At 44.9% G+C, this 24,996-nt stretch carries 26 protein-coding genes; 22 read left to right on the top strand and 4 right to left on the bottom strand.

Annotation, left to right across the window (positions count from 1 at the left end; all coding sequences use genetic code 11):
* Position 1: 1 nt before the first annotated feature.
* The 9 genes from FXV75_RS08525 (at position 2) to FXV75_RS08485 (ending at position 7,987) form a co-directional block, all read left to right on the top strand.
* Complete coding sequence (locus FXV75_RS08525) at positions 2 to 649, top strand: 2-dehydro-3-deoxy-6-phosphogalactonate aldolase (RefSeq protein ID WP_148832505.1); 648 nt, start codon at positions 2 to 4, stop codon at positions 647 to 649.
* A 26-nt stretch (positions 650 to 675) separates the two neighbouring features.
* Positions 676 to 1,545 carry an SMP-30/gluconolactonase/LRE family protein gene (locus tag FXV75_RS08520; RefSeq protein WP_148832502.1) on the top strand — a complete coding sequence of 290 codons (870 nt, stop codon included), beginning with the start codon at positions 676 to 678 and terminating at the stop codon, positions 1,543 to 1,545.
* 3 nt (positions 1,546 to 1,548) lie between these two features.
* Complete coding sequence (locus FXV75_RS08515; protein ID WP_148832500.1) at positions 1,549 to 3,519, top strand: beta-galactosidase; 1,971 nt, start codon at positions 1,549 to 1,551, stop codon at positions 3,517 to 3,519.
* Positions 3,520 to 3,630: 111 nt separating this feature from the next.
* A complete protein-coding gene (locus tag FXV75_RS08510) occupies positions 3,631 to 4,854 on the top strand; it encodes an ABC transporter substrate-binding protein (protein ID WP_024022689.1) in 1,224 nt (407 codons plus the stop codon).
* Between the two features lie 392 nt (positions 4,855 to 5,246).
* Positions 5,247 to 5,498, top strand: coding sequence for a hypothetical protein (locus FXV75_RS08505; protein WP_148832498.1), 252 nt, complete (start codon positions 5,247 to 5,249; stop codon positions 5,496 to 5,498).
* A gap of 336 nt (positions 5,499 to 5,834) precedes the next feature.
* Positions 5,835 to 6,029, top strand: a complete 195-nt coding sequence (locus FXV75_RS08500; protein WP_148832496.1) for a hypothetical protein — start codon at positions 5,835 to 5,837, stop codon at positions 6,027 to 6,029.
* Positions 6,019 to 6,207 (top strand): PAS domain S-box protein, encoded by a 189-nt coding sequence (locus FXV75_RS08495; RefSeq protein WP_148832494.1) that lies wholly within the window; start codon positions 6,019 to 6,021, stop codon positions 6,205 to 6,207. Before FXV75_RS08500 ends, FXV75_RS08495 begins: the two co-directional genes overlap by 11 nt.
* A 239-nt stretch (positions 6,208 to 6,446) precedes the next feature.
* The gene (locus FXV75_RS08490; protein WP_148832492.1) at positions 6,447 to 7,070 is read left to right on the top strand and encodes an Hpt domain-containing protein; all 624 of its coding nucleotides are present in this window, start codon (positions 6,447 to 6,449) and stop codon (positions 7,068 to 7,070) included.
* Entirely contained in the window at positions 7,067 to 7,987 is a 921-nt protein-coding gene (locus FXV75_RS08485; protein ID WP_148832490.1) for a diguanylate cyclase, read from the top strand. Before FXV75_RS08490 ends, FXV75_RS08485 begins: the two co-directional genes overlap by 4 nt.
* A gap of 156 nt (positions 7,988 to 8,143) precedes the next feature.
* Here the strand turns inward: FXV75_RS08485 and leuA are convergent, their stop codons facing one another.
* Positions 8,144 to 9,802, bottom strand: coding sequence for a 2-isopropylmalate synthase (leuA, locus tag FXV75_RS08480; protein ID WP_148832488.1), 1,659 nt, complete (start codon positions 9,800 to 9,802; stop codon positions 8,144 to 8,146).
* A 192-nt stretch (positions 9,803 to 9,994) separates the two neighbouring features.
* Here leuA and FXV75_RS08475 point away from each other — a divergent pair, with 192 nt between their 5' ends.
* The gene (locus tag FXV75_RS08475; protein ID WP_148832486.1) at positions 9,995 to 10,468 is read left to right on the top strand and encodes an Lrp/AsnC family transcriptional regulator; all 474 of its coding nucleotides are present in this window, start codon (positions 9,995 to 9,997) and stop codon (positions 10,466 to 10,468) included.
* Between the two features lie 127 nt (positions 10,469 to 10,595).
* Positions 10,596 to 11,210, top strand: coding sequence for a GTP cyclohydrolase II (ribA, locus tag FXV75_RS08470; RefSeq protein ID WP_148832484.1), 615 nt, complete (start codon positions 10,596 to 10,598; stop codon positions 11,208 to 11,210).
* Between the two features lie 91 nt (positions 11,211 to 11,301).
* Here the strand turns inward: ribA and FXV75_RS08465 are convergent, their stop codons facing one another.
* On the bottom strand, positions 11,302 to 12,552 hold the full coding sequence (locus tag FXV75_RS08465; RefSeq protein ID WP_148832482.1) for a DEAD/DEAH box helicase: 1,251 nt from the start codon (positions 12,550 to 12,552) through the stop codon (positions 11,302 to 11,304).
* 179 nt (positions 12,553 to 12,731) lie between these two features.
* Here FXV75_RS08465 and FXV75_RS08460 point away from each other — a divergent pair, with 179 nt between their 5' ends.
* Both FXV75_RS08460 and FXV75_RS08455 read left to right on the top strand, forming a co-directional pair.
* Entirely contained in the window at positions 12,732 to 13,298 is a 567-nt protein-coding gene (locus tag FXV75_RS08460; protein ID WP_148832480.1) for a DUF1415 domain-containing protein, read from the top strand.
* Positions 13,299 to 13,369: 71 nt separating this feature from the next.
* Positions 13,370 to 14,203, top strand: a complete 834-nt coding sequence (locus FXV75_RS08455) for a S1 RNA-binding domain-containing protein (protein WP_148832478.1) — start codon at positions 13,370 to 13,372, stop codon at positions 14,201 to 14,203.
* Positions 14,204 to 14,236: 33 nt separating this feature from the next.
* Here the strand turns inward: FXV75_RS08455 and FXV75_RS08450 are convergent, their stop codons facing one another.
* Positions 14,237 to 15,184 (bottom strand): ketopantoate reductase family protein, encoded by a 948-nt coding sequence (locus tag FXV75_RS08450; RefSeq protein WP_148832475.1) that lies wholly within the window; start codon positions 15,182 to 15,184, stop codon positions 14,237 to 14,239.
* An 83-nt stretch (positions 15,185 to 15,267) separates the two neighbouring features.
* Between FXV75_RS08450 and FXV75_RS08445 the strand changes: the two genes are divergently transcribed.
* A complete protein-coding gene (locus tag FXV75_RS08445) occupies positions 15,268 to 15,753 on the top strand; it encodes a YajQ family cyclic di-GMP-binding protein (protein WP_148832472.1) in 486 nt (161 codons plus the stop codon).
* A 24-nt stretch (positions 15,754 to 15,777) separates the two neighbouring features.
* On the opposite strand, the gene FXV75_RS08440 is transcribed toward FXV75_RS08445, so the two are convergent.
* Positions 15,778 to 16,092, bottom strand: a complete 315-nt coding sequence (locus FXV75_RS08440; RefSeq protein WP_148832470.1) for an MGMT family protein — start codon at positions 16,090 to 16,092, stop codon at positions 15,778 to 15,780.
* 57 nt (positions 16,093 to 16,149) lie between these two features.
* Here FXV75_RS08440 and FXV75_RS08435 point away from each other — a divergent pair, with 57 nt between their 5' ends.
* The 8 genes from FXV75_RS08435 to folC all read left to right on the top strand — a co-directional run bounded on the left by FXV75_RS08435 (position 16,150) and on the right by folC (position 24,996).
* Positions 16,150 to 16,620, top strand: a complete 471-nt coding sequence (locus FXV75_RS08435) for an FxsA family protein (protein WP_148832468.1) — start codon at positions 16,150 to 16,152, stop codon at positions 16,618 to 16,620.
* Positions 16,621 to 16,756: 136 nt separating this feature from the next.
* Entirely contained in the window at positions 16,757 to 17,047 is a 291-nt protein-coding gene (locus FXV75_RS08430; protein WP_148832466.1) for a co-chaperone GroES, read from the top strand.
* 58 nt (positions 17,048 to 17,105) lie between these two features.
* On the top strand, positions 17,106 to 18,749 hold the full coding sequence (groL, locus tag FXV75_RS08425; RefSeq protein WP_148832464.1) for a chaperonin GroEL: 1,644 nt from the start codon (positions 17,106 to 17,108) through the stop codon (positions 18,747 to 18,749).
* 227 nt (positions 18,750 to 18,976) lie between these two features.
* Positions 18,977 to 21,148 carry a FimV/HubP family polar landmark protein gene (locus tag FXV75_RS08420; protein ID WP_148832462.1) on the top strand — a complete coding sequence of 724 codons (2,172 nt, stop codon included), beginning with the start codon at positions 18,977 to 18,979 and terminating at the stop codon, positions 21,146 to 21,148.
* Positions 21,141 to 21,965, top strand: a complete 825-nt coding sequence (truA, locus tag FXV75_RS08415; RefSeq protein WP_148832460.1) for a tRNA pseudouridine(38-40) synthase TruA — start codon at positions 21,141 to 21,143, stop codon at positions 21,963 to 21,965. The genes FXV75_RS08420 and truA overlap by 8 nt, the downstream gene beginning before the upstream one ends.
* Positions 21,949 to 22,572, top strand: coding sequence for a phosphoribosylanthranilate isomerase (locus FXV75_RS08410; protein WP_148832458.1), 624 nt, complete (start codon positions 21,949 to 21,951; stop codon positions 22,570 to 22,572). The genes truA and FXV75_RS08410 overlap by 17 nt, the downstream gene beginning before the upstream one ends.
* A gap of 293 nt (positions 22,573 to 22,865) precedes the next feature.
* Complete coding sequence (gene accD / locus FXV75_RS08400; protein WP_148832456.1) at positions 22,866 to 23,735, top strand: acetyl-CoA carboxylase, carboxyltransferase subunit beta; 870 nt, start codon at positions 22,866 to 22,868, stop codon at positions 23,733 to 23,735.
* A 4-nt stretch (positions 23,736 to 23,739) separates the two neighbouring features.
* Entirely contained in the window at positions 23,740 to 24,996 is a 1,257-nt protein-coding gene (gene folC / locus FXV75_RS08395; protein WP_148832454.1) for a bifunctional tetrahydrofolate synthase/dihydrofolate synthase, read from the top strand.

Below are 24,996 nucleotides of genomic sequence, written 5' to 3'. Positions count from 1 at the left end.
CATGACACATTCTTTTGATGCACTGATGCAAGCGTTCCCCATGGTGGCCATTTTACGAGGCATTCGAAAAGACGAAGTGGTTGAGCATACCCGCGTTCTGATTGACGCGGGCTTTCGTTTGATCGAAGTGCCGCTGAATTCGCCAGAACCGTTTGTCAGTATTCGCTTGTTGCAAGAGACCTTTGGCGATCAGGCCGTGATTGGCGCGGGTACCGTATTGACCATGGGGCAATTGACCGAATTGGTTGCCACGGGCGCAAAATTAATGGTGTGTCCGCACACGGATCCAGAACTGATTAAAGCCGCGAAAGTGGCGGGGTTGTTCGCCATGCCGGGGTTCTTTACCGCAAGTGAAGCGTTTGCGGCGTTGCACGCGGGCGCAGATGCGGTGAAATTATTTCCGGCAGAAGCCTTGCCAACGATCAATGTGGTGAAAGCCTTAGGGGCGGTAATTCCAGCCGACACTTGGTTGTGTCCGGTAGGTGGTGTCACGCCAGACAATATGGCCGACTATTTGAATGTGGGCGCACGTGGCTTTGGTTTGGGTTCGGCCTTATACAAAAAAGGGCAATCCGTGGAAGCGACGAAAGCCAATGCGCAGGCTTTTGCGGCGGCTTGGAAGGCTTTCCAAGTAAGTGCTTTAGACTAAAAAAAGGCAAGAGGAGAATAAAAATAATGAAGCAAATCAGTACTCAGCGCCATCAATTAGCAGAAGGGCCATTTTGGAGCCAAGCCGAGCAAGCCTTATATTGGGTCGACATTCCCGCTTGCCAAGTGTGGCGTTGGCACCAAGCGTCGAATGAAACGCAACATTGGACGTTGCCGAAAAAAGTCTCTGCGGTGTTTACCACACAGAGCGATCGTCTGTTAGTCGCTCTGTCGGATGAAGTTGCGTATTTAGACAAAGTGACTGGCGAGTTAGAACACCTGTGCGATTTAGACACCGACATTGTTGGCAATCGAAGTAACGACGCTAAGTGCGACCCGAATGGCGTGCTTTGGGTTGGCACGATGGACGACGCCGAAAAGGTCGCGTCGGGTCGACTGTGGAAAATCACACCAGAAGGCAAAAAAACGCTCATGTTAGAAGGCATTGGCATTGCCAATACACTGGCGTGGGACGAATCACGCGGGCGCTTTTATTTTGGCGATTCCATGACGAGAAAGGTGCACGCTTTTCCGTATCCTGAGTTTTATGACGTGCGTAAACAAAAGCCATATTTCGAAGTAGAAGAGGGCATTGGTGCGGACGGTTCTTGTCTCGATTCCGACGATTGTTTGTGGAATGCCAATTGGGACGGCGCTCGCGTGGTGCGCTATAGCCCTGATGGCGAAGTACTACAAACGATTGAATTGCCTTTTTCTAAACCAACGTGTTGTGTGTTTGGCGGCGAGAATGGCATGACCTTATTTATCACGTCGGCCAGTGTGGCAACGAGTGATGAAACGCTGGCGAATCAACCGTTGGCGGGTCATGTGGTGGCGATTGATTTAACCAAGATGAACATTGCCGGTGCGCCAAGCCAGCCTTTTGCAGGAGCATAGAGAATGAAATTAGGCGTTTGTTATTACCCTGAACATTGGCCAAAAAGCCGATGGGTGGAAGATGCACAACACATGCGGCGCATTGGCATCGAATACGTTCGTATTGGTGAGTTTAGCTGGAGCACGATTGAACCAGAGCCCAATGAGTTACATTGGCAATGGCTGGATGAGTCGTTGGACATTCTCCACGCTCATGGCTTGAAAGTGATTTTAGGCACGCCCACCGCAACACCGCCAAAGTGGCTGGTGGATCGTCATCCTTCTATGTTGGCAAAAGACGAGCAGGGGCGAGTGCGAGGCTTTGGCTCTCGTCGTCATTACACGTTTGCCAGTCTTGAATATCGAGAAGAGTGCCGTCGAATAGTGACGTTGATGGCGGAGCGCTATGGTCAGCATCCTGCCGTAGCGTCTTGGCAGACCGATAATGAATACGGCTGTCACAACACCATTTTGAGTTACGCCGAAACGGATTTGGTCGCGTTTCGCATTTGGTTGACAGAGAAATACGGCACGATTGCGGCGTTAAATAAAGCGTGGGGCAATGTCTTTTGGAGCATGGATTATCGTTCGTTCGATGAAATTGAATTGCCCAATTTGACCGTGACCGAAGCCAATCCATCCCATCGTTTGGACTTTCAGCGTTGTTGTTCAGACCAAGTGGTTGCCTTTAATAAGTTGCAAGTGGCTATTCTGCGAGAATATTCTGCGGGCCGTGATTTAGTCCATAACTACATGGGCTTTTTTACGGCATTTGACCATCACAAAGTCGGTCAAGATTTGGATGTGGCGAGTTGGGATACCTACCCACTGGGCTTTTTGGATCAAGAAACCATTTATACCGAAGAAGAAAAACACACGTATTTACGCGTTGGTCATCCTGATTTTGGTGCGTTTCATCATGATTTGTATCGTGGTTGCGGTAAAGGTCGTTTGTGGATTATGGAGCAACAACCGGGGCCAGTGAATTGGGCACCACATAACCCAACGCCGGCAAATGGCGCAGTGCGTTTATGGACGTGGGAAGCCTTTTCTCATGGCGCGGAACTCGTCTCGTATTTCCGTTGGCGTCAGGCGCCTTTCGGACAAGAACAAATGCACGCGGGTTTATTGCGACCGGATGCACAAGAAGCCGAAGCCGCACAAGAAGCCGCTGTGGTTGCCGGAGAAGTGAAAGCCTTGGCCGAATCGCTTGGGTTGGACGCGGAAGCGTTGATGTCCTTGCCGAGCGCAGGAAAAGTCGCATTGATGTTTGATTACAACGCCTGTTGGTCGTTGGATATTCAACCTCAATCACGCGCTTATCGTTATGTATTCTGGTGTTATCGCCTGTATGAAGCCCTACGTGAGCTGGGCTTGTCTGTCGATATCATTTCCAGTGGTGCGTCCTTGGATACGTACGAATTGCTGGTTTTACCGGCGCAGGCGCATATCTCGCCTGCGTTACAAACAAGGCTGACTGCGTTTAACGGTGTGTTGCTAGCGGGGCCTAGAACGGGCAGCAAAACCGATACGTATCAAATTCCTGACAACCTTGCGCCTGGGCCATTGGCGAGCTTATTGCCGCTGACGGTAGAACGTGTTGATGCGTTGCCTAATCACACTCAGCCAGCAGTATCTGGCCGTTGGGGCACGGGAAATCTAATGCATTGGCATGAACAAATTAAAACGACACTGCCGTGTTTGCTAAAGGACGATGGTGGCAACCCTGTGTTGATGGGAGAAGGGCGTCATTTTTATCTTGGTTCTTGCATCGACAATGGCTTACTAAAAGCGAGTTTGGCCAAGTTGGCCGAAGCCGCAGGGTTGTCGAGCGTTTACTTGCCGAAAGGGGTGCGTGTTCGTGAGCGTGGCAACGTCATTTTTGCCTTTAATTACGCGTCTCACGAGGTGTTTTTTGAACCAGAAGAGGCGGAGTTGGTCATTGGTGACCGCCATTTAGCGGCGGCGGGTGTGTCGATTTGGAAAAAACGTTAGAAAAGCGCAATAAATAAAGTGGAACTTGGTTTCTTTTATTGATTATGTGTTAGGGCTGGTCAATAATGAAACCCAGTTCCAATTAATAAAATAAAAAGAGGGCTTAGTTAAATGAAAAAAATTCAATCGTTATTAGTCGGTGCCATGGCATTGACGGCCGTTTCCATTGCCAACGCAGGCACCTTGGTGATCAACTCAGATCAGGCCGACCCGGCACCGAAAAAAGCGTTTGCTGAAATCGTGCAAAAATTTGAAGGGGAAAACCCGGATATTACTGTCAAATACAACTTGTATGACAAAGAAGGTTATAAGACCGCTATTCGTAATTGGTTGTCGACCAGTCCACCAGACGTTGTTTTCTGGTATGCGGGCAATCGCATGAAGGCGTTTGTTGATCGCGGTTTGTTTGAAGACGTGAGTGATGTTTGGAAAAAAGAAGATTTAAAAGCCAACATGCCTTCTGCCACACCGGCGATGACGATTAATGATAAACAGTGGGGAGTTCCTTACACTTATTATCAATGGGGCATTTATTACCGAAAAGACATTTTTGACAAGTTAGGCCTTTCTGAACCGAAAACATGGGATGAATTCCTTGCGGTTAATGCCAAGCTAAAAGCCAATGACATTGCACCAATCGCAATTGGTACTAAGTATTTGTGGACCGCTGCGGGTTGGTTCGATTATTTAAACATGCGAACCAATGGTTTGGATTTTCATATTGATTTAATGGATGGAAAAATTCCTTACACGGATCCTCGTGTTCGTAAAACGTTTGAACACTGGAAGGTATTGGTGGATAACGGCTATTTCCTAGAAAATCATGCGTCTTATTCTTGGCAAGAAGCGCAACCATTTATGTACAACGGCAAAGCGGCGATGTATTTAATTGGTAACTTTATTGCGCCAAACTTCCCGAAAGAACTTGATGGGAAAATGGGCTTCTTCCAATTCCCACAAATTGATCCGGCGATTGGCATGGCAGAAGACGCACCAATGGATACCATTCATATTCCTGCTAAAGCAGCCAATAAAAAAGACGCACGTAAATTCTTAGAGTTTATGGCGCGTGCTGATAATCAGACCTTGGTGAATGCGGCGTTATTGCAAATTCCACCGCATAAAAAAGCCCATGCGCCTGATAATTACTTTTTGAACAAGGGCGTGGACATGCTAAACAATGCGTCTGGTACGGCTCAATTTTATGACCGTGATACGGATCCGAGCATGGCGCAAGAAGGCATGAAAGGTTTCCAAGAATTCATGGTAAAACCAGAACGTATGGACGCAATTTTGAAGCGCTTAGAAAGCGTGAGAAAACGTGTTTTCAAATAATGGATTCTCGTTTCCGGCACCATAGCGGATAACGTCATCCTGAAAATAAATCTAAAGCCGACTTCAATTTTTTGAAGTCGTCATTTTTTATGCCGTCATTTTTTGGGGTGGCTCGAAACGTCGTTTTCATCAAAAGCGTTTACAAATCATTGCCATTCATAATGGTTATTTTGTAGCTGGTGAAGGCTGTTTTATTGCAAGTGTCATTGGCATTAAATTAAATACGCTTCTGATAGCGGTACTTAATTTAATGTTGGCGGTACTTTTGTTTTTATCAGGGGATTTCTGGTTTAACTTTGTAAAGGGTGTCATGCAAATGGCGCTTTAGGTTTAAATTTTCCTCACCTTATGGTCTAATTTTTTCTTAATTAATCCCTATATTAGGAAAAACCATGTTGATCAAAACATCACTCTCAATTGTGTTGGTTAGTGCGACCGCTATTTTTACCTCCGGTCATTCTTTTGCTTTTGATGATTACTGCACGCCTAAATTAAACACCTACCTTGAAAACGTCGAAAAAACGGTGGATTCTAAATACATTTCACAGCGTCAAAAAGACGTCGCTCAAAAAATTCTGGATAAAGTGAAGGCCAGCCGTAATGACACCAAAGATTGCGTGTTAATAGACAAACTGTTGCCGTAAATCATTACTAATTTTTATAACAGAATCCGAATCCTCTGTTTTGATTGGCAGGAGATGCTGCATGGATGAACTAGAGGCTTCTTTAAGGGTTGCAAAAAGCGTTGCAAAGTTTCTGATGAGAATGCCTTGTGCAGGCATTATTTTTCAAGAGGGTTAGGTTTTGTATTCTGGTCATGAGGGCGTCCTTGAATGGGCAGATCGATTGTCCTCAGTTGTTGAATGCCACTCGACACCTTGATATCAAAAAAATCACCCCATTTCCTTCGTTTTTTCTCAATTTCACGGCCCTTCCATCGTAATTGTTGAACCTTTGCCTAGTGGGGCGAGTTTGCTTTTTTGAGTGATAAGCCATGTCTGACAGTTGCTCTGGTGTTAGAAGTGGATATTGGTACTTTGGTCGAATTACTGACGACCTTGTTGAAGTCTGACGTAGTAATGGAAGCTGATAAAGTTTCTGGCAATAACAGTGATTGTATTCGCCAGGGTAAGACCTACGACGTCACGGTTGGCGAGGTGTTGAATCGCCGCTAAAAATAAGCAAGGTAGGGTGTTTCATGCTGAAACGATTGGTAGCATGATTCGTAATCCAGACAACCGTCTGGGAGGGTACATCGCACACATTCGCGATGTGAGTGAGCGATTAGAACTTGAGCGGAAAAGGCTTGATACCAAGGTACGTTTATCGATTGCGCCGATGCGACCCCCTTAGGGGTGAGGTAGTCGGATTTACAAGAAAATACATTGCTCTGTGATGATTGGATGTATCGTTTATTTGGTTTAGTAAAACATACACACTAACCCGGTGTTAATATTGGCTGCGTGTGTTCATCGTGAAGATAAAGCGCGTCTTGATAGGGTATTTGATAGCGTTAAAGTCATGGCACCTTCTTAGCGACATCAGCCATGAAATAAGAACGCCGTTGAATGGTGTGTTAGGCATGGTCGGGCATGGATGGCTTTACCGCCACTCGTCGTATTCGACAAGTGGAAAGAAAGGATTGTTTAAAGCGCGTTCCCATCTTGGGATTGACTGCAGACGTTAGACCACAAACACGGACAGACGTGTTTCGAGCTGGTGGCGATGGGTTAATACCAAAACCTTTTAAACAAAAGGAGCTGATTAAGATGTTAGATAAGTGGTTGCCGAGTGAGGATCAGAAAGGTCAGAGTCTGGTAAGCGAGGATGAGTTATCTGGAGCGTCTTTTTTTAATTTACCATCTGGTGTGCTCATTGATGAGGCCGTGATTTTAGAGTTAAAAACTGTGTTAGCGGAAGATTTCTTATTGCTGGTGGACGCGTTTTTTGAAGACGCCGACCGAATTACGGAGTCATTTTATAAAATTCTAAGCCATGAAGTGGCGTTGGATTATACCGCGCTGTTTCAGCTTTCACACAGTCTTAAGTCGGTTAGCCAGAGTATGGGTGCCATGCGTTTGTCATCAATGGTGGGGCAACTTGAGCAAGAAAGCCGTCAAAAAGCGGTGCCTGAATTGACAGAAAAATTACACGAAATATCCATGACGTATCAAAATACGAAAAATGAACTTCAGCGTGTGGTAGCAAGCTTATGAATGTATTGATAGTGGACGACATCAAAACAGACCGACTGTTGCTTAAGTTCCATTTGTCAAAGCTTGGCTACAAGATCATAGAGGCAAGCAGCGGCCAAGAAGGTATTGTGAAGTTTGTCGAGCATTGTCATGATTTAGACCTCATTTTGATGGACGTGCAGATGCCAAATTTAAATGGATTTGATACGGTAAAATCCATTCGCAACATTCAGCAGCAGCAAAAGCAGGAATGGCTCCCCGTTATTTTTTTGAGTGCCAGCACGGAAGATGACGACATTGTCGATGGCATTCTCGCAGGTGGCGATGACTATTTAATCAAACCCATTAATCAAAGAGTATTGGCGGTTAAAATGTTAGCGATGAAGCGAATTGCTGACATGAGACGCCGTCTGGTAGAAACAAATGCTGTGCTCGAGAAATTAGCGTCGACCGACTACTTAACAGGCGTGGCGAATCGTCGGGCTTTTGAAAATGCCTTGAAGTATGAAATGATCTATACACAGCGTCATGGGCGATCGTTGGCGTGTGGCATGTTTGATTTAGACAAGTTCAAAGATGTGAATGATGTGTTTGGTCACGATGCCGGTGACGCTGTTTTGGTTGAGATAGTCAGTAGGCTAAAGTCTTATCTTCGAGAAGGTGACTTTATTGGCCGCTTGGGTGGTGAGGAGTTTGGCCTCATATTAACCAACATTGATGAAGGAAATGTCGTAGCCGCGTTTGATCGTTATCGCCTTTGCATTGCAGAAAAGCCTATTAAATACAACGATATCGAGATCCCGATGACGGCCAGCATCGGCGCTGTGCTATTCGCCGATTCTAGCGAGCATACTCCTTCGTCTTTGCTAAAACGATCAGACCAATTGTTATACGAAGCAAAAGACGCTGGGCGGAACAGGGTCGTTTTTCATCCCTAATAGGATGGTTTAAGCGGAGTATTAAAATGGGACATAAAATGCATAAAAAACCCGAACACGAAAAGGGGCTCGGGTTTATAAAATCACTTACTATCACGTGGTTCGCGACAGTAAGTTGGTTTTTAAGTATGTAAGTGTATTTTAGTATCGAATCGTTTAATGCTGTTCTGATACTTTTTGGTTTACGGTTGCAAGCAGTGCTTGCATAGAGGCCGATACAATATCGTTGTTAATGGCAACACCGTTATAGCGATCGCCATTAATGTTAGCTTGAACATAAGCAATAGCCTGAGAGTCGCTACCAACCGTCAATGCATGTTCTTGATATTGAATAATATCAACGCGCATACCAAAATACTCTCCTAAAGCTTCACTGAATGCCGATAAAGCGCCATTGCCATTACCCGTAATTTTGACAGTACCTTCTGCGTTGACTAACTGAGCATTTACTGTGTCTACGTCGTCTTTTGTTAGGTCATATTTGCCCAACTTAAAAGGTAAGGTTCCGGTCATGAAGTGAGTTTCAAACAAATCTCTCATGGATTTAGCATCTACGACGCCGCCGTCTTTTTCAGCGAACTGCTGCACAATCGGGCTAAACTCAACTTGTAACCAGCGAGGCAAAGCCAAGCCGTATTCTTGCTCAAGCGTGTAAGCAATGCCGCCTTTGCCGGACTGGCTGTTAACACGAATCACTTCTTGGTAGCTGCGACCTACATCACGTGGGTCGATTGGCAAATACGCCACGTCCCATGGTTTGTCGTCTGTCTGGTTTGCCAAGCATTTCTTAATGGCGTCTTGGTGAGAGCCAGAAAAAGCCGTGAAAACCAGTTCACCTGCGTAAGGATGACGTGGGTGAACTTGCAATAAGGTACAGGCTTGCACCACGCTGATGATGCGGTCCATGTCACCTAAGCTTAATTTTGGATCAATGCCTTGGCTGTACATGTTCATGGCCATGGTGACCACGTCCATGTTTCCGGTGCGTTCGCCATTGCCAAGTAAGGTGCCTTCGATACGATCTGCACCGGCCATGATGCCAAGCTCCGCAGCCGCGACGCCACAGCCGCGATCGTTATGAGTGTGCAAGCTGACAAACATACTGTCGCGCTTTTGCACGTTGCGACAGAAGTATTCGATTTGGTCGGCGTAACGATTTGGGGTAGACACTTCCACCGTGGCGGGTAAGTTAATAATCACCTTGTTGTCTGGCGTTGGCTGCCATACGTCAGTGACAGCATCGACGACTTCTATCGCGAAATCAATTTCTGTGCCGGTAAAACTTTCTGGTGAATACTGGAAAATCCATTCTGTTTCAGGGTGTTTTTCAGCGTGTTCTTTGACGCATATGGCCCCATCGACCGCAATTTTTTTGATGCCGGCCATGTCCAAGCGAAACACTTGCTCGCGCTGAGTGGTCGAGGTGGAGTTGTAAACGTGTACGATGGCTTTTTTAGCGCCTTTTAATGACTCGTAAGTGCGAGCAATAAGTTCAGGGCGCGCTTGGGTTAAGACTTGGATATACACGTCGTCTGGCACTTGCTCTTCTTCAATTAACCAACGGACGAAATCAAAATCCAATTGAGAGGCGGCCGGAAAACCTACTTCGATTTCCTTAAAGCCAACGTCAACCAGTAAGGCAAAAAACTGCTTCTTTTGTTCAACCGTCATAGGTTCTACAAGGGCTTGGTTGCCATCGCGAAGATCAACACTAGACCAAATAGGGGCCGTCGTAATGGTGTTATCAGGCCAGGTTCGATTTGCTAACGCAACAGGTTTAAAAGGGCGGTATTTTGTATGGTCAAAAGAAGTCATCTGCTTTCCTTTACTGTTCTGAAAGAGCGGGTAGCTCAAATTAGTATTACGCTCACTTGGTTAAGTGATTTCCATGTTTCTATCATAGCGAACTTTGTGGAGTAAAAGATTGCGTTTTTCTAGGTAAATATCAATCTAAATGGCATTATATTGCGTATAGTGTCTATTATTTAGCAGTATAAGCAGGTTTATATGGGATTTGATAAGATTGATCTGAGGATTTTGCAGGAATTGCAGCAAGATTCTAGCTTAACGAATCAAGAGTTGGCCGATCGGGTGGGCTTATCGGCATCGCCATGTTTGCGACGTGTTAAGGCACTAGAAGAATCCGGGGTGATCGATCGCAAGGTCACGATCTTAAAACGTTCTTTTTTGGGTTTAAAGCTCACCGCATTTATCCAAATCAGCATGGATCGCCATACACCCGATCGATTTAGTGTTTTTGAAGAGCAGGTCGCTGATTTTTCAGAAGTAACTCGTTGTAATCTGGTTACCGGTCAAAACTGCGATTATTTGCTCGAAGTAGTGGTGGAAGACATGGAGAAATACCATGATTTTTTATTGGGCAAGCTAACGCGCATTCCTGGCGTAACGGGTGTTCAGTCGAGCTTTTTGCTGCGCAGTGTAAAAGAGAGTACCGCTATGCCATTGAAGCACTTACTCTAAAAATAATACTAAAAGTAATGTTACACAGTAACAGGGTGTTGAATTTTACAATAATGGCCTAATTATTGAGCCATAGTGTTGAAACAGACCATCTCCAGAAAAAGCATTCCCTAGAAAGAGACAAAGTATGAGCAATTTAGCAATAAAGCGTCGAGTGATGATCCCCGTCAGGGCGGGTGATGTGATGGCTGAGTTTATTTCCTTTGACGGCGACGATACCGGTAAAGAACACATCGGCATTTATTTTGAAGGTAAAAAAGAGAAAACCGACGATTACATTCCTTTAGTGCGCTTACACTCAGAGTGTTTAACCGGCGATGTATTTGGCTCTGGCCGTTGCGATTGTGGTGAACAGCTAGACGAAGCCATAGACCTTATTAACGAAGAGGGCGGTTATATTTTGTATTTGCGACAAGAGGGTCGCGGCATTGGCTTGTACGCCAAACTAGAAGCTTATGCGTTGCAAGACCAAGGGTACGACACGTATCAAGCAAACGAAATGCTCCACCTGCCCGACGATGGCCGAGACTTTGGCGTCGCAGCGGATATGCTCACAGCACTAGACGTGACGAGAGTGCGTCTACTTACCAACAACCCTGATAAAGCGCAGCAACTCACAGACAACAGCATTGACGTTGTCGAACTTGTGCCGACGAAAGTGCATGTTAATCAGCACAACCGCCTTTACCTGGAAACCAAAGCAAAACGCAAATTTCACACCTTGAAATTTGACCCGATTTAAATCGTCGATTCGTTCAGTTATTTGGAAACAAAAAAGCGCTTTGCAAACTGCAAAGCGCTTTTTTAATGGCCATAACTAAGGTGAAGAACGGCTATTTTTTGGCTGCGGATTTTTTGGCTTTTACGGCCGCTGCGATGGCTTTTTTGTCCGTTGGTTTTTTCTTTTTGTTTTTCTTGGCGTTTGGCGAGCGGGCTTTGGTTTTGGCTTCTAGCCCTTCGATACGACCGAATTTGATGTTGGCTTGCATGAAACGCTGAATTTTTTCGATCATCGGTAAGTCATTAATGTCGATCAAAGATACGCAGTCGCCTGGTGCGCCTTCACGGGAAGCGCGTCCGGCACGGTGGATGTAGGAGTCCGCTTTGCGAGGTAAGCGCAGGTTGATCACGGTGTTGATTTCTGGAAGGTCGATACCGCGAGATGCCACGTCGGTGGCGACCAGTACTTGCAAGCGACCACGTTTCATTTGTTTCATGTGTTCGCTGCGGTCGCCTTGTTTCATTTCGCCATGTAAGCCATCGCACATTAAGCCCATGTTACGAATGCGTTGCACCCAAACATCGACATGCTCACGGTTTGATACGAACAGAACCGCCTGTTGAACGCGGTCTTGCGTTAACAAATGCTTGAGCACCGCTTCTTTGTGTTCTTCGCTGTCGACGCGGTAGGCGATTTGACGAATTTGACTTGGCACAGTACGAGACGATTCACCCAAACGAATTTGCTGTGTTTCGCTGTTCAATAAGGCGCTGGCAAAGCGGCCCATTTTTTCGCCTTCTAGTGTGGCAGAAAACATCAGGGTTTGGTGTTCTGATGGCAGTTCTTTTGCAATGTGGTTAATGGCGCTCACAAAACCCATGTCTAACATGCGATCCGCTTCGTCGATAACGAAGTAAGACACGTCGGTTAAGTCTAGCCATTGTTTTTCGTCCAACTCGACCAAACGTCCTGGTGTCGCCACTAAAATGTCGCAGTTTTCGCTCAGTTGCTGCTGCTGCATGCCATAGGGTATGCCGCCAATAATAAGGTGAGAAAGAATGCGCGTGTGTTTGGTTAGTTGCTCAACCACGTTGTAAATTTGTCTAGCAAGCTCTCGGCTAGGGGCCAAAATTAACACTTTTGGGGCCGTGGTTGATTGCTCGTCGCGGTCTAAAATGTGTTGAATCGCGGGCGCACAAAAAGCGATGGTTTTACCTGTGCCAGTAGGGGCGGTAGCGAGAAGGTCTGAACCGTCTAAAGCAATGGGGATGGCTTTTTCTTGTATTTCTGTTGCGGTTTCGAAGCCAAGATCGTGAATGGCTTGTTCAATGGTTGGATCCAAATCTAGGTCGGCAAATGACATGTAAACTCTCTGTAACGGGATAAAATGGCACAGCGCAATGAGTCTGTCCCCTTAATGTTTCTCATAATACCTTGTTTTCTCCTATTTCGACATTGAAACCTAGGCAGAAGCTTGGATAAGTTAGACCCCTGCATGGCTTTGTTCTAAAATAAAGCGAAATATTGATAAGAAGATGCGCTATGTTGTTATCGGATGAATTGGTTGCTGCCCAAACGATGAAGTGGGTAAATGAGTTTATAGTTGCGTTAAATGTGTGCCCTTTTGCCAAGCGTGAAGTGGAAAAAGACAGCGTGCGTTGTGTGGTGTTGCGTTCGAAAAAGATCGAAGTCGCACTTGAGGAATTGATGGTAGAAGTGCAGTGGTTGGATGAGCATCCAGAAACCGAAACCACTTTGCTGATTTTTCCTACGTTGTTTAAAGACTTTCACCGGTATTTAGACTTTGTAGACATGGCGGAAGAGATGATGTTTGAGCAAGAGTGTGAAGGCGTGTATCAACTCGCGACTTTTCATCCTGACTATTGTTTTTCAGGCGCCGAGTCAGATGAGGTATCGAATTACACCAATCGATCGCCCTATCCAATGTTGCATCTTCTAAGGGAAGCCAGTGTGGATAAGGCCGTTGAGTTTTATGGTGATACCACTACGATTCCTGAGCAGAATGTTGATAAGATGGACGCTCTTGGGCGCGCTAAACTGGATGCTATTTTTGCCCATTGTATGAAAATAGACGTTGGCGGGGCATGATATAAACTTCGCTGTATTGCGCTTATCAATGAAGTGCGTATAGTGCGCAAAAAATTGCTATTGGAGAATTCATGGCTACTCAAATTGGACGCTTAAATACATTAAGAGTCGTTAAAGAAAAAGATTTTGGCGTGTACTTGGATGCAGGTGATTTAGGCGAAATTCTATTGCCGAAACGTTACGTGCCGAAGGGCTTGGTCGTGGATCAAGACGTTGAAGTATTTGTTTACTTGGATTCAGACGATAAGCTGATCGCAACCACCGACTTTCCTAAAGCGCAAGTTGGTGAGTTTGCCGGTTTGACGGCCATAGAGGTTAATCAGGTCGGTGCTTTTTTTGATTGGGGATTGCCGAAAGATTTATTGGTGCCTTTTAGTCAACAAAAGAACCGAGTTGAAGAGGGTGAGACGCATCTTCTGTTTATTTATTTAGACAATATCACCAATAGGATTGTGGCTACTACACGTATTGATGCGTTGTTGAATCGTGAAGAAGCACCGTACCGAGTGGGCGATAAAGTGTCCATTATTATTGGTGATAAGACCAATATTGGTTTTAAATGCGTCATTGATGATCGCTTTTGGGGTGTGTTGTTTTTTGAAGATGCGTTTAGGCAGCTTCGTAAAGGCGAAAAAACCGTTGGTTTCATCAAGCAAATGCGTGAAGACGGTAAAATCGACCTGAGCTTGCAAGAAGTCGGCTATAAAAAAGTGCGCAACATATTAGATGATATTTTGCAGTACTTAGATGAAAAGGGCGGCGAGTCTCCTTTGACAGACAAGGCGTCTCCGGAAGCCATTTACGCGGTGTTTAAAGTGAGTAAGGCGACGTACAAAAAGGCATTGGGCGCTCTTTATAAAGAAAAGAAAATCTCACTTACAAAAGAGAAAATCAGTAAGCTATAAAATTAAATCGCCTTCTTTTTTGATAGAAAGCTGCTAAGTAACGCTTAGCAGCTTTTTTTTGATTTCTTCTCGTTGTTCTGCGAATGCAATCCCTTCATACAGTAACCGCTGAATCGGCAAGTCTATTGGGCTGTTGTCGAGTAAAAAGCCAGAGATGAAGCTGTTTTCTGTTTGGCGGTGTAATCGAATGTCTTCGTGCATTGAGGAGCGGTTAAGGCGTGTCAGTTGCGCTATGGTATGCACTCGATTCTTCAGATTATCGACGCTTAAGTGTTGGCTTTGTTGGGAAAGACTGAATTTTGGGTGCGTAAATACGCTGGCTAATTCTGATAGGGTTGCTTGAACTAGAGGTTTAAATTCATCATTTAAAATGTCGCCATTGTGGATATTGAAAATAGCGGTAATGGGGTTGATGACGGCGTTGACGGCCAGCTTTTCGATCATCCTTTGATGTATGTTGCTCACTGTCATGTCTTCTATTGGAAAAGACAGTGGCGTATCTGTCGAGCGCCATGGGCCAAAATAGGTATCACCAAGCCCTGTGTGTTTTATGTGATTGGCTTCAATTTTTATTACCCCTTCACTGGTGGTTCCCGCCCAAAGTGTTTGGGTATCCAGTAGAACGCTTTGTAACTCAGCTTGTGCGCCGATGCCGTTACACAAACACGCTATATTGGCCTCCGTCGTAATATGGTTGGCTACTTGTTCAAAAGCATGCTTTAGGTCGAAGGATTTTGTGCACAGCAAGACTTTGTCGTATTGTTGGTTGATATTGTTGGCCGTAAGGCTTTTAACTTTGTGCTTTGAGACACGGATTTGCTGTTGGCCCTCGTCGTCGGTGAGTGATTCTAGTGTGAGTTTGTTGCCTGGATTTTCAGATCGATACACTAGGTGGACTTTATTTCCGAGCTTTTCAAGCTTACAGGCCCAAAAAAGACCGATAGCGCCAGCGCCGATAATTAACCAAGGCGTGTTCTTCATAATAGGTTTCCATAAGGTATTTTATTTCAATCCCTGTTATTATCGCCTCAAAATACCTATTTGAAAATGCAAAGGAGCAGAAAATGCCATCATTTGACGTAGTATCTGAGCTAGACTGGCATGAAGTCAGTAATGCTGTGGATCAAGCCAACCGAGAAATCACCACCCGCTATGATTTTAAAGGCGTAAAAGCGCACTATGAAATCAAAGACAAAACCAACGTGGTGATGGAGGCGGAAGCGGAACCACAACTGGTGCAGATGTCTGATATTTTGAATCAAAAGCTGGTTGCTCGCGGTATCGATCTGAAAAGTTTGCAAAAAGAAGATGTGATTAAAGGCAACATGCGTGCATCGCAAGCAGTAAAAATGAAAGAAGGCCTAGAAACGGACGAAGCAAAGAAAATTGTCAAAATGATCAAAGACAGCAAAGCCAAAGTGCAAGCTCAAATACAAGGCGACCAGTTGCGTGTTACGGGTAAAAAGCGCGATGATTTGCAACAAGTGATGGCTCTGTTGCGCGGGGCTGATTTAGCTCAGCCAGTACAGTTTACGAACTTTAGGGATTAACTAGACTTCACGTTACTTGATCTGTTAACTGAGCTCATTGCAGGTGACTAGTTTGTTGCCTATGATGAGCCAGCCTTCCTCTTCTAATGCGTTTTTTTGTCTTATGTACGCCTCCGTATTTTCTGCAAAGCTAATCTTACGTTGCGCGTTCACAACACGATGCCAAGGTAGCGTTGTTTCTTTTGGCAGAGACTTCATTAATTGCCCAACTTGTCTTGCGTAACCCGGAAAGCCTGACTGTTTAGCTAACTCACCATAGGTAATACATTGTTCAGCGGGTAATTCATACAAAATAAGCAGGACTTGAGATTTAAACTGTGTCATTGCTTGATTAGTCATTGGTATGCCCATAGATAGTCAATAACAACAAATAGTAGTTTAACAAAGAAGGTACTCATGAGGTTTGCTCTTTTATTATTTATTTTAGTGCCGATTATTGAGCTGACGGTACTGATACAAGTTGGCAGTAAAATAGGCAGCCTAACCACGATTGGATTGGTTTTTTTAACCGCTATTGTTGGTGTTACGCTGATCCGCAAGCAAGGCTTGGAAACCTCACTTAAAGCGCAAGAAAAAATGCGTCGTGGTGAGCTGCCTGCATCAGAAGTGGCCGAAGGGATTATGTTGATTTTTGCGGGATTGTGCTTGTTAATTCCTGGCTTTGTGACGGATGCTCTTGGGGCGTTGCTACTGGTTCCGCCATTAAGAAAGTTATTTGCAGCCGGCCTGATTGTGAAGTTTGTTAGCGCCATGATGTCCCGTGGTACGCAGTGGCGTGGTCGCACTCATCATTCATCGAGACAAGAGGGTGATGTTATCGAAGGCGAGTATGTCAATGACGATAATGACCTAATTGATAAAAAGTAATGAATAAAAAATAATTGCTGAATTGGGTTGAATTACGGTTTAGAAGCCGTATATAAGGCCAATATAGATTCTCGCGGTAAGCGAGGTAACATCCCGCCAGGTGTCCTGGTATTGTTTTAATTGGAGAAAATGATTGATGAATATTCGTCCTCTGCACGATCGTGTCGTTGTTCGCCGTAAAGAAGAAGAGACAACGACCGCTTCTGGTATCGTACTGCCTGGATCTGCTACTGAAAAGCCTACACAAGGTGAAGTTCTAGCGGTGGGTACGGGTCGTATTCAGTCTAACGGTGATGTACAAGCATTGGCCGTTAACGTTGGTGACAAGGTTTTGTTTGGTCAATACTCTGGCCAGACCGTTAAAATCAACGGTGAAGAATTGCTTATTATGAAAGAAGAAGAAATCTACGGTGTTGTTGAAGCCTAGTTTCTTTTGCAATTCGAAACCGATTTGTAACACTTAAAACAGTCAAAGGTATATTAGAATGTCAGCGAAAGAAGTTAAATTTGGAGACAGCGCACGTCAGCAAATGCTACGTGGTGTTAATGTTCTTGCAGATGCAGTAAAAGTGACTTTGGGGCCAAAAGGCCGTAACGTTGTTATTGAGAAGTCTTTTGGTTCTCCTCTTATTACGAAAGATGGTGTTACCGTTGCCAAAGAAATCGAATTAGAGAATAAATTCGAAAACATGGGCGCTCAAATGGTGAAAGAAGTGGCGTCACAAGCTAACGATGTAGCAGGTGACGGTACAACAACCGCGACTGTTTTGGCTCAAGCCTTGATTACAGAAGGTTTGAAGTCTGTCGCTGCTGGTCGTAATCCGATGGATCTAAAACGTGGTATCGATAAAGCGGCGGCGGCGGTTGTGAAAGAGTTAGCTTTGCTTTCAACGCCTTGTGCCGACACACGTGCTGTTGAGCAAGTGGGTACTATTTCTGCAAACTCTGATGCTTCTGTTGGTCGTATTATCGCAGAAGCGATGGAACGTGTAGGTAAAGAAGGTGTTATCACAGTAGAAGAAGGCTCTGGTTTTGATGATGAGCTTGCTGTCGTAGAAGGCATGCAATTCGATCGTGGTTACTTATCTCCTTACTTTATCAATAACCAAGAAACCATGAGTGCAGAGCTTGAAAACCCGTTCATTCTTTTGGTTGATAAAAAGATTACTAATATTCGCGAATTGCTCCCAGTTTTGGAAGGTGTTGCTAAAGCGTCACGTCCTTTGTTGATCATTGCAGAAGATGTAGAAGGTGAAGCGCTAGCGACTTTAGTAGTAAACAGCATGCGCGGTATTGTTAAAGTTGCTGCGGCTAAAGCGCCAGGCTTTGGTGACCGTCGTAAAGCGATGTTGGAAGATATTGCGGTTCTTTCTGGTGCTACGGTTATTTCTGAAGAAGTAGGCTTGAGTCTAGAAACAGCTACTTTAGAGCAGTTAGGTACGGCTAAACGCGTTACTTTAACAAAAGAAAGTACGACGATCGTTGATGGTGCGGGTATTGCTGCAAACATTACGGGTCGTGTAGAACAGATTCGAGCTGAAATTGCCAATTCTTCATCCGACTACGATAAAGAGAAGCTGCAAGAGCGCGTTGCTAAATTGGCTGGCGGCGTTGCTGTGATCAAAATCGGTGCCGCGACTGAAGTAGCAATGAAAGAGAAAAAAGCTCGTGTGGACGATGCGCTGCATGCGACACGTGCTGCTGTAGAAGAGGGTGTGGTCGCTGGTGGCGGTGTTGCCTTGGTTCGCGCTTTGACCAAAGTAGTTGATCTTGAGGGTGATAATGAAGATCAAAACGTTGGTATCGCATTGGCTCTTCGTGCGATGGAAGCCCCTATGCGTCAGATCGTAACAAATGCTGGAGATGAAGCTTCTGTTGTGGTCGATAAAGTTAAGCAAGGTGAAGGTAACTTTGGTTACAACGCAGCGACTGGCGAATACGGTGATATGTTGGAAATGGGTATCCTAGATCCAGCAAAAGTGACTCGTTCTGCACTTCAGGCAGCGGCCTCTGTAGCGGGTCTTATGATCACCACAGAAGCGATGATTGCTGATATGCCTAAAGACGACGCTGGTATGCCAGATATGGGTGGTATGGGCGGAATGGGTGGTATGGGCGGAATGATGTAATCCCCCTGTAACTTCTTGTTTTTAAAAGAGCCCCGCTATTTAGTGGGGCTTTTTTTTGACTGGACTGATGCTTGAAGCATATTTTTGACAGACAGGTTAAAGCCATTAAAGCTATGTTTTTATTGTAACGGCAAACCATTGATTCTAAAGCTGTTGATAAATGCTCATCTGTGTAAGATACTTGTTTTCATTGTTGAATTTATTATTAAGAATCAAAAGGGAAGCTTATGCTCAGAAAAACCCTCGTCAGTATTGCTGTGTCAACTGCATTGTATGTGTCCAGCAGTTACGCCTTGGAGTTGGGTGAGCTGACTTCCCAATCAAATTTGAATGAGCCCTATCGTGGAAAGATAGAATTATCTGATGTTGGAGTATTAACCAGTAATGATATTTTGATACGACTTGGCAGTGAAAGTGAGTTTCGCCAGGCAGGTTTTATGCCGACAAGAGTGTTGTCTCAATTAAAGTTTGATGTGGTTCGTGAAAATACCTCGCTTATTGTGGCCATCGCTTCAGATCAGCCTCTGTTAGTGGATGAACTGCGTTTCATTTTAGCGGCGCGTTGGCCAAGTGGTCAGGTTGTGCGTGAGTATAAAGCCCCATTAAATCAGTCCGCTTTAGTCTCCAAATCTCAAAGTGAAGTAGTTCAATCTTCGTCTTTGGCGCCCACTCAGTCTACAGCTATCAATGAATCTGTTTTTGCTCAATCTAGGATGTCAGCACAGGGTATGCCAATTAAAGGGCGACAAAGTGTCGTCAAGGGTAATACGTTGTGGTCTGTGGCTGGGCAAAATAAACCGGCTAATCAATTAACTATTTACCAAACGATGATGGCGATTCAAGCCTTAAACAGAGAGGCTTTTTACTCAGATAATATTAATTTATTGAAAGAAGGGGCTGTTTTACGTTTGCCTACGCAGGAGCAGGTGTCATTGTTTAATGAGGCCATCTCCAAAGCAGAATTTCAACGTCAGCATGATGCATGGATGGCGCTAAAAAGTAGCCGGCAAGGGGCGGGTGTTGATCAGGCGCAATTAAATACTCAAGCTAAGTCCAAGTCTGCTTCTAATACGCCAAATGATAATGGCGATAAGCTGACCCTGGCTTCAGGGCAGAGTCTGTTGCCTGAAGATTCGGCCAGTTCCAATGTTGGAGAAAGTGAAGGGTCGATGAGCGCACTGCAAAGTGAATTGTCTGCATCAAAAGAAATGTTAGACAAGGAGCAGCGTGAAAAAAATGAGTTGTCTAGTCAATTGGGTGAGCTTAATAAGCAGCTGGAAACATTAGAGCAACTCATTAGTTTAAAAGATAAGCAGATGGCGGAGCTGCAGCAGCAGTTCACTAGTGCTCAGCAGTCACTTCAAGAGCAAAAGAATACCGTTGATCAGTTACTTGAAGCTGACCAGATTCGTCGTGAAAAAGAACAGGCCGAAGCAGATTCATTAACTAATCAAATATTTGGTAACCCAATTATTGTGTCAATTGGCGCGGTTATTATTTTAATGCTGGGCTTTTTAATCGGTTTAGTGATGCGTCGTGGTGGTAAAAAACAAGAGGCACAAGATTCGCCAAAAAAGGATGAATTTGATCTTTCAGCGGCGGCTCCTATCGCGGCTTTAGCGGCAACTGATGCTTTGTCCGCCGAATCGGAAGAGCAAAATCAGGAAGAGGACCCATTTGCGTTTGATTTTGATGCCCCTGAAAATGGCGATTTTGATGCTTTTGGTTCTCTTGATGAGGATGTTTCTTCGTCGGAAGAGTCGGTAAAAGCAGAAGCCTTGTCCTCAGATGCTTTGAATGGCATTGACAGTACTGTAGATGACGATGTTGAAGATATTTTTGCTTCATTTAGCGATGCAGAGGCGGAAGATGATGGTGATGAGTTAGATGTTGAGCTAGGCGAAGAGGATGAGCTTGAGGCTTTCGTCGAGGAGGACATTCCAACTATGGCCCCCGATACATATCTTGCCGATGATTTAGCGGTCGGTGACGATGCAGACAGTGAAGAAGCGTCTTTTGTTTCAAGTTTATTAAATGATGTTGAACAAGACGATGTTGATGAGTCATCCGTTTTTAAAGGCTCGCCATCAGACTCTCTTGCAAATTCTATAGAAGAGTCGTTAGCAGAAGCACAACAAGAGGACCTATTAGAAACGCCGGCTTTTGGTGAGGCTGAGGCGGCACAAGATGAAGTAGAAAGTGATGAAGAAGAAGAGTTTGATTTCTTTGATGCTAGCGGTGATGAGGTCGCAACTAAGCTTGATTTAGCCAGAGCTTACATGGACATGGGGGACGAGGAAGGCGCGAGAGTTATTCTTGACGACGTTGTAGGGTCTGGTAATGAGCAGCAAATCGCTGAAGCGAAAAGTATGATGGAGCGCATGTTCCCAAGTGACTAGTAAAGTAGTATTAATTGTTGAGTATAACGGTTCTGAGTACAAAGGTTGGCAGTCTCAAAAATATGGCGTCCCTAGTGTTCAAGAAAATTTAGAAAAAGCATTAGAAGTGATTGCAGATCATCCTGTTAAGGTGATTTGCGCTGGTCGTACCGATTCCGGGGTCCATGCCAGTGCTCAAGTGGTGCACTTTGAAACTGATGTAATGCGTCACGAAAGAGCGTGGACGTTAGGTGTTAATACTTATTTGCCTGCTGATATTAGTGTATTAGCGGCAAGTTATGTTGCAGATGACTTCCATGCTCGTTTCAGTGCAATAAGTCGCCGATATCGATATGTGATTTATTCCTCTCCTTTGCGCCCTGCTATCTTGGCAAGTGGTGTTACTTGGATTTACAAGCTCTTAGATGTTGAGCTCATGAAAGCTGCCGCTAAATGTTTTGTTGGAAAACATGATTTTTCATCATTTCGTGCTGTTGGGTGTCAGGCTAACACCCCCATTCGAACTGTTTTACATTTTGATGTGCAGCAGTTGGGTCAATATATCGTTTTAGATGTTAGAGCGAATGCTTTTTTGCATCATATGATACGTAATTTTGCCGGTGTTTTAATGAGTATTGGGGCGGGCGAAGAGCCTGTCAGCTGGGCTAAAGCCGTGTTAGAAGCAAAAGATAGGACAAAAGGTGGCATAACGGCACCGCCAACGGGTCTCTATTTTGTTGATGCTCAGTATCCCGAATCATTTAATGTCCCCGTGCGTCGCTTAGGACCTCATTTTTTACCTTACGTTGAAGAGCCATTCCATGAGTTGCAAAGTTAAAGTATGTGGCATTACCAATATTGATGACGCATTAATGGCTTGTCGCCATGGTGCGGATGCGTTGGGTTTTGTTTTTTATGAAAAAAGCCCAAGATATGTTTCTCCAGAGACAGCGAATGCCATTGTTGCAAAGTTGCCTCCTTTTGTGACGCCGGTTGCTTTGTTTGTGGACGCTTCTGAGGACTGCATTTTTTCGGTAATAAGTGGAAGTGCTCGTTGGATGATTCAGTTTCATGGCGAGGAGTCAGAGGGGCAATGCATTGTTTTTAATCGACCTTACATGAAGGCGTTAAGAGTTCAGAAAGGTGACGATATAGTGGCGTTGGTTGATCAATATCCCAGTGCATGCGCAATATTGTTAGATGCTTATAAAGCGGGTGTTCCTGGCGGTACGGGTGACGTTTTTGATTGGTCATTGGTTCCGAACGAATTATCCAAGCTCATTGTTTTGGCAGGGGGGTTGACGGCGAGTAATGTTAAGCAAGCCATTCACCAAGTTGCCCCTTATGCGGTCGATGTCAGTGGGGGGGTTGAACTGTCCAAGGGCGTCAAGTGTGAGCAAAAAATACGAGATTTTATAAAGGGGGCAAAGTGTGAGTCGCGGTGATATTTATGTGGGTTTAGTGGGTTTTTATGATCACTATGCTTCCTGCGGCGGTGTAAGTGGTTAACAAATTATTAGTTGATCTGTCTCCAGAAAAGGCGACAAATGTAGTAGAATGCTCCCAAAATAACGAGATGGATCTTATTTACTTGTTATCAACGACAACAAACTTGGCGTGGGTGAATGTTCACGCATAAAAAGACCGTATAGCTGACGCTTAAGGCGACGTTTTTCTTGCTCCATGCGCAATGAAATGAATGCTTTAAGTGGAGTCAAAAAGACATTTGGAGAAAAAAATGAGTAGCTGGTTAGATAAATTTGTCCCATCCCTAGTCCGCAGTGAATCTAAGCGTAACGCCTCTGGTTCAGTGCCAGAAGGGCTTTGGAAGAAATGCCCTAAATGTGAAAACGTTCTTTATCGTCCAGAGTTAGAGAAAAATTTAGATGTTTGTCCTAAATGTAATCACCATTTAAGAGTAGGCGCTCGTCGTCGTTTGGATATTTTCTTAGATAAAGAAGATCGTATTGAGATCGGTGCACACTTAGAGCCCGAGGATAAATTGAAATTTAAAGACTCAAAACGCTATAAGGATCGTCTTGCCGATGCGCAAAAAGCCACGGGCGAAAAAGATGCCCTTATCGCAATGCAAGGTGCATTAAATGGAATGCCTGTCGTGGCAGTGGCGTTTGAATTTAGCTTTCTAGGCGGTTCAATGGGGGCCATAGTGGGTGAACGTTTCATTCAGGCGGTCAATGTCTGTTTAGAAAAACGTATCCCTCTTGTGTGCTTTTCTGCCAGCGGCGGTGCTCGTATGCAAGAAGCGTTGATCTCCTTAATGCAAATGGCGAAAACAAGTGCAGGTCTTGAGCGAATGAAGCAAGAAGGCATTCCTTATATATCCGTTATGACAGATCCTGTTTTTGGTGGAGTGTCAGCTTCTTTGGCGATGCTGGGCGATTTAAATGTGGCTGAGCCTAACGCATTAATCGGCTTTGCTGGCCCGCGTGTCATTGAGCAAACCGTTCGTGAAAAATTGCCTGAAGGTTTCCAGCGAAGCGAGTTTTTACTGGATAAGGGCGCTTTGGATATGATTATCAAGCGTGAAGAAATGCGTGATCGTCTGTTTAATATTCTTTCTCTGCTTACTCATCACAAGGTGGCATGATTAGATGACGCACACGTCATTAGCGAGTTGGCTTTCTTACATTGAGAGCCAACATCCTGCAGAAATAGAATTAGGCCTTGCTCGCGGTAGAACTGTGTTGGCTAGGTTAAATTTGTCTAGGCCCAATAAGCAAGTAATTACTGTGGCGGGTACCAATGGCAAAGGATCAACTTGTGCTATGTTGACTCAATATCTTTGTTCACAAGGCGATTCTGTTGGCACCTACACCTCGCCTCATTTCCTTCGTTTTAACGAGCGTATCGCTCTGAATGATTCACCTTGTAATGACGAGCTTTTGTGTCAGGCGTTCGAGGCCATAGAAACTGTCCGTGATGGTGTTGCCCTGACGTATTTTGAATTTAGTACGTTGGCCGCTTTATGGATTTTTGACCGCTCTGATTTAGATTATTGGGTACTTGAAGTCGGTCTCGGAGGGCGTCTAGACTCGGTAAATATGATTGATACTGATGTGGCAGTAGTGACCTCAATTGCCTTGGATCATACCGATTGGTTGGGTGATAATATTGAGGTTATCGCCCAAGAAAAAGCGGGGATTGCAAGAAAAGATAAGTTGTTGATCAGTGGCGTGGTAAATCCACCTCAAACGATCGCGACTACTGCACAGCAAGTCGGCGCGCTACTTCGCCAGAAAGGTCGTGACTTTACGTTTAATGCAGATGAAACAGCCTGGTCTTGGCAAGGCGCTGGAGTGAGTTTCGATGCGTTGCCAATTCCCTCATTACCGCTGCAAAATGCGGCGACCGTTGTGGCTGTACTGGTGTATATGGGTCTGTCTCCCAAGCAACATAGCTTAAAAACTTTATTTCAAACAGTGCAGTTAACAGGTCGGTTTCAACAGGTTGAAGTGTCTCCCGATGTTTATATTGATGTGGCGCATAACCCAGAAGCGGCCCTTGAGCTGGCCAATCGTGTCGATCGTTTAGCCACTTTGCCTATTGCAGTGTGTGGTATGTTGAAAGACAAAGACATTGACCAGGTTATGGCACATCTTAGCGGCCATTTTTCTGAATGGTTTTGTGCCGATTTAGAGGGGGTAAGAGGCGCTAGCGCTTCCCAGTTAATTCGGTCTATTTCCAACCACTCTGAGCAAAATTTTAACAAAGTACATGGCTATTCTTGTGTTACTGATGCTTTTGATGCTGCCATATTAAGGGCAAAGGAGGAGCAACGTTCTGTGGTCGTATTTGGGTCATTTGTGACGGTCTGTAACTACCTTGAACAGACCCTTCACAATGAGTAA

Origin of the sequence: Marinomonas sp. IMCC 4694 (assembly GCF_008122525.1) — a bacterium.
Taxonomy (GTDB): Bacteria; Pseudomonadota; Gammaproteobacteria; order Pseudomonadales; family Marinomonadaceae; genus Marinomonas.
Note: the sequence above shows the minus strand (reverse complement) of the source record. Positions and strands in the feature narration are given on the sequence as shown.